The organism is Terriglobus sp. YAF25 (assembly GCF_052113305.1).
Classification (GTDB): Bacteria; Acidobacteriota; Terriglobia; order Terriglobales; family Acidobacteriaceae; genus Terriglobus.
Genome location: NZ_JBFRCY010000360.1, coordinates 1 through 5,819, shown reverse-complemented (window position 1 = coordinate 5,819; position 5,819 = coordinate 1). Strand labels below are relative to the sequence as shown.

General features: G+C 60.0%; 6 protein-coding genes. All 6 read left to right on the top strand.

Going from position 1 to position 5,819, the window contains the following annotated elements:
• Nucleotides 1-1,201, top strand: a 1,201-nt coding sequence (locus AB4043_RS15540) for an Hsp70 family protein (RefSeq protein WP_442307459.1), incomplete at its 5' end; no start/stop codon positions are given.
• A gap of 150 nt (nt 1,202-1,351) precedes the next feature.
• Nucleotides 1,352-2,269, top strand: a complete 918-nt coding sequence (locus AB4043_RS15535; RefSeq protein WP_442301948.1) for an Fpg/Nei family DNA glycosylase — start codon at nt 1,352-1,354, stop codon at nt 2,267-2,269.
• A gap of 18 nt (nt 2,270-2,287) precedes the next feature.
• Nucleotides 2,288-3,490 (top strand): DnaJ C-terminal domain-containing protein, encoded by a 1,203-nt coding sequence (locus tag AB4043_RS15530; RefSeq protein WP_442301949.1) that lies wholly within the window; start codon nt 2,288-2,290, stop codon nt 3,488-3,490.
• 482 nt (nt 3,491-3,972) lie between these two features.
• A complete protein-coding gene (locus AB4043_RS15525; RefSeq protein WP_442301950.1) occupies nt 3,973-4,752 on the top strand; it encodes a HipA family kinase in 780 nt (259 codons plus the stop codon).
• Nucleotides 4,736-5,122: a DUF3037 domain-containing protein gene (locus tag AB4043_RS15520; protein WP_246153480.1), complete on the top strand. Its 387-nt coding sequence runs from the start codon at nt 4,736-4,738 to the stop codon at nt 5,120-5,122. The genes AB4043_RS15525 and AB4043_RS15520 overlap by 17 nt, the downstream gene beginning before the upstream one ends.
• 68 nt (nt 5,123-5,190) lie before the next feature.
• A partial coding sequence (locus AB4043_RS15515; RefSeq protein WP_442307458.1) for a CocE/NonD family hydrolase occupies nt 5,191-5,819 on the top strand: 629 nt, incomplete at its 3' end.

Below are 5,819 nucleotides of genomic sequence, written 5' to 3'. Positions count from 1 at the left end.
GGACGAGGGTATGGACCTGGGCGCGAAGGGCAATGAGATGGCTTTGCAGCGCTTGAAGGATGCGGCCGAGAAGGCAAAGATCGAGCTCTCCACCACCATGGAGACGGAGATCAACCTGCCCTTTATCACGGCCGATGCGACCGGACCGAAGCACCTGGTGAAGAAGCTGACACGTGCGAAGTTCGAGTCGCTGGTTGAGGACCTGCTGCAGCGTTCGGTTGGCCCCTGCAAACAGGCGCTGGCCGATGCGGGCGTCGATGCCAGCAAGATCGACGAGGTGGTTCTCGTCGGCGGACAGACCCGTATGCCGCGCATGCAGCAACTGGTGAAGGATCTCTTCGGCAAGGAGCCGCATAAGGGTGTGAACCCGGATGAGGTGGTTGCCATCGGAGCTGCGATCCAGGGTGGTGTGTTGACCGGTGATGTGAAGGATCTGCTGCTGCTCGACGTGACGCCGCTGACGCTGGCGATTGAGACGCAGGGTGGCGTAGCTACTCCGATGATCCCGCGTAATACCACCATTCCGACGAAGAAGAGCGAGACCTTCTCGACGGCGGCGGATAACCAGACCGAGGTGGAGGTGCACATCACGCAGGGCGAGCGTCCTCTGGCGAGCCAGAACCGCACGCTGGGCAAGTTCAAGCTGGGCGGCATCATGCCAGCTCCGCGCGGCGTGCCGCAGATCGAGGTCACCTTCGACATCGATGCCAACGGTATCCTGAACGTGACGGCGAAGGACAATGCCACCGGTAAGGACGCGAAGATCACCATCACCAGCTCGTCGGGCTTAAGCAAGGACGAGGTGGAGCGCATGGCCAAGGAAGCCGAGGCGAATGYCGCGGAAGACAAGGGCAAGCGCGAGGAGATCGAGGCCCGCAACCAGCTCGACTCGCTGGTCTACAACATCGAGAAGATGTTGAAGGAGAGCGGCGAGAAGGTGCAGGCCGCGGATAAGAGCGAGGTCGAATCGGCTCTGTCTGATGCAAAGCAGACGCTGGTGGGAACACCTTCAGTCAGCGACCTGAAGGCGGCGCACGAGAAGCTGACGGCGGCGAGCCATAAGCTGGCGGAGGCCATGTACAAGGCCAATGCATCGGGCGCTCCGACCGAYGGTGGAGCAGCGGCTACCGGAACAACCGAGCAGCCGAAGAAGGACGAGGGCGTGATTGACGCCGAGTATGTAGACGTCGATCAGAAGTAAGAACTGAATATGTTTGAGACTGAGAATCAGGCGCGCGAGTTCGTACGTAAGTTCTCCGAGGTAGCCCCGGATGTGATCTTCCGGATTGAGCCGATGCCGTTAGAGCATGTGTGGAACTAATCGAGCATCTGCGAGATAAAGCGGAGATTCATGCCTGAAGGAAATGAGATTCATCGTTGGGCGGAGAGGCACAGCAAAGCGTTCGTCGGGAAGAAGCTTCATGTTGAAGCTCCCGGCGGACGCTTTGCGTACGCTGACGCCATCGATGGTAAGACGTTGAAAAAGATTCACGCAGTGGGCAAGCATCTCGGCTATGAGTTTGGGCCGGATGCGATTCTGCATGTCCATCTTGGCCGTTATGGTGACTGGACGGAAGGTGTCGGTGAGTTGCCGCCGGTGAAGGGCGCATTGCGGGTGAGGTTATCCAGACGGTCTGCAAAGAAAGCGGGTCCTTCGGCTTCGCTGCGCTCCGCTCAGGATGACAACGGAGAGGCGAGTACAACGCGGCATGGATGGTACTCGGAAGATGATGGGTCTACCTCTCTGGAGCCTGCGGATGTGGACTGGATCGAGCTGCGAGGGCCTTCCGACTGCTCGCTCTATGACCGTGAGCAGTGGAAGAAGTTGCTGGCCAGGTTAGGCCCTGATGCGTTGAATGGCGACGATCCCGAGCCGGCATTCGCGAAGATTGCGCGGTCGAAGACGCCGATCGCGGCGCTTCTGATGGACCAGTCGGTACTTTCGGGCATCGGAAATATCTATCGCGCGGAGCTGTTGTACCGGGCGCGGTTGTCGCCCTTTCTTGCCGGCAAAGATGTGCCAAAGACAACAGTTGAGGCCATGTGGAACGATTCCATTCCGCTGCTTAAGGCGGGTATGGTGGACAGAAGGATTGTGACGACCCTGCCGAAGGATCGTCCACACAGTGAAGGGAAGCCGTTGAAACCGGAGGTGCACTACGTCTACCGGCGGCACGGCAAGCCATGCTGGGTGTGCGGTACGAAGGTGCAGCGGCAGGAGATGGCTGGGCGCAGTTTGTATTGGTGCCCGACGTGCCAGGCGGAGTAAGTTTAAGGGAAACAGATTATGGCAACGACGCAGCAGAAGGATTACTACGGCGCACTTGGCGTGAAGAAGACGGCGACGGCGGATGAGATCCGCAAGGCCTTCCGTAAGCTTGCGCGTAAGTATCACCCCGACGTGAATCCCGGGGATAAGAAGGCCGAAGAGAAGTTCAAGGAGATTTCGGAGGCGAACGATATCCTCTCCGACGCGAAGAAGCGCAAGGTCTACGACCAACTCGGCTTCTACTCCGACAATATCGATCCTGCCGCCGCCGAAGCGTATGCCCGCGGCGGAGCCGGCGCACGTGGCGCCGGTGGTCAGGGCGTTCCATTCGACTTTGGCGGTTTTGACTTCTCCGGTTTCACTGGCGGCGGTGGGCGTCAGCAGCAACCGCAGGAGAGTGAATCGAGCGGTTGGGGTAGCTTCCGCGATATCTTCGGCGGCATCTTCAACGGTGGCCGCGACCAGGACGAGGGGCCGCAGCCCGGCACGGATATCGAGTACCAGGTGACGGTCGATTTCTGGACCGCCATTCGCGGTGGAACGACGCGGCTTGAGATCCAGCGGCAGGAGGTCTGCCCGACGTGTCATGGGCGCTCCACCACGGGCGGCAGCATGACCTGCCCGGAGTGCCACGGCAGCGGCCAGGTCACGCAGATGGGTGGCCGCATGAAGTTCAACCTGCAGTGCCCGCGTTGCGGGGGGACGGGGAAGGTGCAGAACGATTGCGTCACCTGCCATGGGCAGGGCGTCGTGCTGAAGCGTGAGCCGGTGGAGTTTCGCATCAAGGCCGGCACGCGTGACGGACAGCGCATCCGTCTGGCAGCCAAGGGCAACGCCGGGCTGCATGGCGGACCTGCGGGCGATCTGTATCTGATCATCAAGGTCGGTGAGCACCCGGTCTTTTCGCGAGTGGCCGATGACGTCTATGTCACCGTTCCAGTCACCGTCTCTGAAGCTGCACTGGGAGCGAAGGTTGAGGTGCCCACGATCGATGGCCGGGCGCATCTGAAGATTCCGCCGGGCACGCAGACGGGGCAGAAGCTGCGCCTGCGAGAGAAGGGTGTGCCGTCGGCTACACACGAGGGCAGTCGCGGTGACCAGATCGTCGAGGTCAAGATCGCGGTGCCGAAGGTGCAGGATGAGCGCTCGAAGGAGATTCTGCGCGAGCTCGCCAAGCTGAATCCCGAGGATCCCCGCGACGAGCTCTTCAGCAAGGTATAGGGATGTGTCGATAAATTTGGTTTGTGTTTTGTTCGGAATTTTGGGTATTCCCGACCCACCCTAACGTTGTGAGGGTGGGGCACCCGGGTAGGATGTGTCGGTAGAGAAGCGGGTCCTTCGCGCTGCTCAGGATGACAAAGCCAGTGGTCGCAATAACTAGAGCGCTGAAGGGCGCGCTCTATACCAGCCTGGGGCAACGCCCCAGGTCTCAGGGCAATAACAAAACCAAGGGCTGAAGGCCCGTTCTATAACCAACTATTCCAGGCTCACGAGCAGCGTTATTTAGTTACTACATGCGTCGAGAATACGATTTCAGTAAGGGAATACGCGGTAAGCATGCAGTTCGAGGCGCAGGGAACGAATCTGGTGCTCCTGAAACCGAATGTATCGTGGGTTTCTCGCGATTCCACCGCTATCGATAACACATTGCTCGTGTTGGTCAAGACGCTCATGCAACCTAAGAAAGAGAAGTTGATCTAGACATGCCGTTGCGTGAAGTGCTCGCTACCCGCTATGCCGTACCGCTACGCGAGGGCGGAAGTCTGCCTGCGATTGTGGAGGCGGATGACGACGGTATGTATGTCGTCAAGTTCCGTGGTGCGGGGCAGGGCGTGAAGGCRCTGCTGGCGGAGATCGTTGCTGGAGAGATTGCACGAACGGTCGGCCTGCGTGTGCCGGAGCTGGTCTTTGTCGAGATCGATGCGGCCCTGGGGCGCAACTATCCCGATGAGGAGATCCGTGATCTGCTGAAGGCCTCCACTGGCCGCAACCTGGGCATGGACTACCTTCCTGGCTCGACGATGTTCGAGGTTGCCGCAGGCGATTGCGCGACGGCTGAGATTGCGTCAATGGCGGTGTGGCTCGATGCTTTTGTGATGAATGTCGACCGCACGCCGCGAAATCCGAACCTGCTGTGCTGGGGCGGCAATCTGTGGTTCATCGATCATGGAGCGGCGCTCTATGTGCAGCATGACTGGGCGTCGATGATGGAGAAGGCAGCGAGCCCCTTCAGCGCTATTCGCGATCATGTGTTGTTGTCGTGGGCGGCCGATATCAGGGCCGCTGGAAAGACAGCGCGTGCCCGGCTCAATCGCAGTGAGTTTGAGCGTATTCTCGCTCTGGCGCCGGATGCGTGGTTAGAGCCGGAAGAGGGTGCTGATACTTCTGAGGCCAAGCGTGCCGCGTATGTGGAGTTCCTGATGAGGCGGCTTGAGCATGCCGATCGCTTCGAAGAGGAGGCAACGCGTGCGCGCCTCGTTTGATTACGCCGTCATCCGCATTGTTCCCCGGGTAGAGCGCGAGGAGTTCATTAACGCCGGTGTGATCGTGCTTTGCCTGGAGAAGCGATATCTCGCGGCGAAGACGATGCTGGATGAAGAGCGCCTGAAGGCCTTGTGGCCGCAGGCCGATCTCGGCGCCATCCGGTTGCACCTGGAAGCAGTCGAGAAGATTGCCGCCGGTGACGAGTCTGCGGGTCCACTGGCGAAGATGGAACTGAAGGCTCGCTTCCATTGGCTTACTTCGCCGCGCAGTACCATTCTCCAGACCGGTCCGGTGCGGACGGGTGTATGTGAAGGCACGGAAGATCTGGTGGAGAGCCTGCTGCGGCAGCTCGTCATCGCTAATCCCTGAAAAATTCGTAGGCTCTCGTGAAGCCTCGCGATATGGTGGTTGCAGTCGACACATATCGGAGGAATCCCTTGAGACTGCACGTCCTCGTTCTGGCCGCGATGGTGGCGTCCTGCGCCGCGCAGGAGACGCCGAAGTACCCCGAGTATCCCAGTGAGACTCCGGCAACGCTGAAGCCGACCGAGACCGGCTTCGACTATGCCCGCCGCGAGGTGATGATTCCGATGCGCGACGGCGTGAAGCTGCATACGGTCATCCTGGTGCCGAAAACGGCGACCACAGCGAAGAAGGCTCCCATCCTGATGACGCGCACGCCGTACAGCGCCAATATCCTGACGGCGAACCGCGCCAGCGCGCATCTCGGTGCTGCTCTGTATGGGTATGACAACGCTGTCGATACGATTGTGGGCGGCGGATATATCCGAGTCGTGCAGGACATTCGCGGCAAGTACGGCTCCGAGGGCGACTATGTGATGAATCGCCCGGTACATGGTCCGCTGAATCCCACGCCGGTGGACGACTCGACCGATACTTACGACACGATTGACTGGCTGGTGAAGAACATCCCGGAGTGCAACGGACGTGTGGGCACTCTGGGCATCAGCTATGACGGCTTCGAGCCGCTGATGGCGGCCTATCATCCGCATCCGGCATTGAAGGTGACGGTGCCGATGAACCCGATGGTGGATGGGTGGATGGG

Excerpts from the sequence above, each read along its gene's own strand:
- AB4043_RS15535 (WP_442301948.1), top strand. The coding sequence starts at position 1,352 with ATGCCTGAAGGAAATGAGATTCATCGTTGGGCGGAGAGGCACAGCAAA.
- AB4043_RS15530 (WP_442301949.1), top strand. The coding sequence starts at position 2,288 with ATGGCAACGACGCAGCAGAAGGATTACTACGGCGCACTTGGCGTGAAG.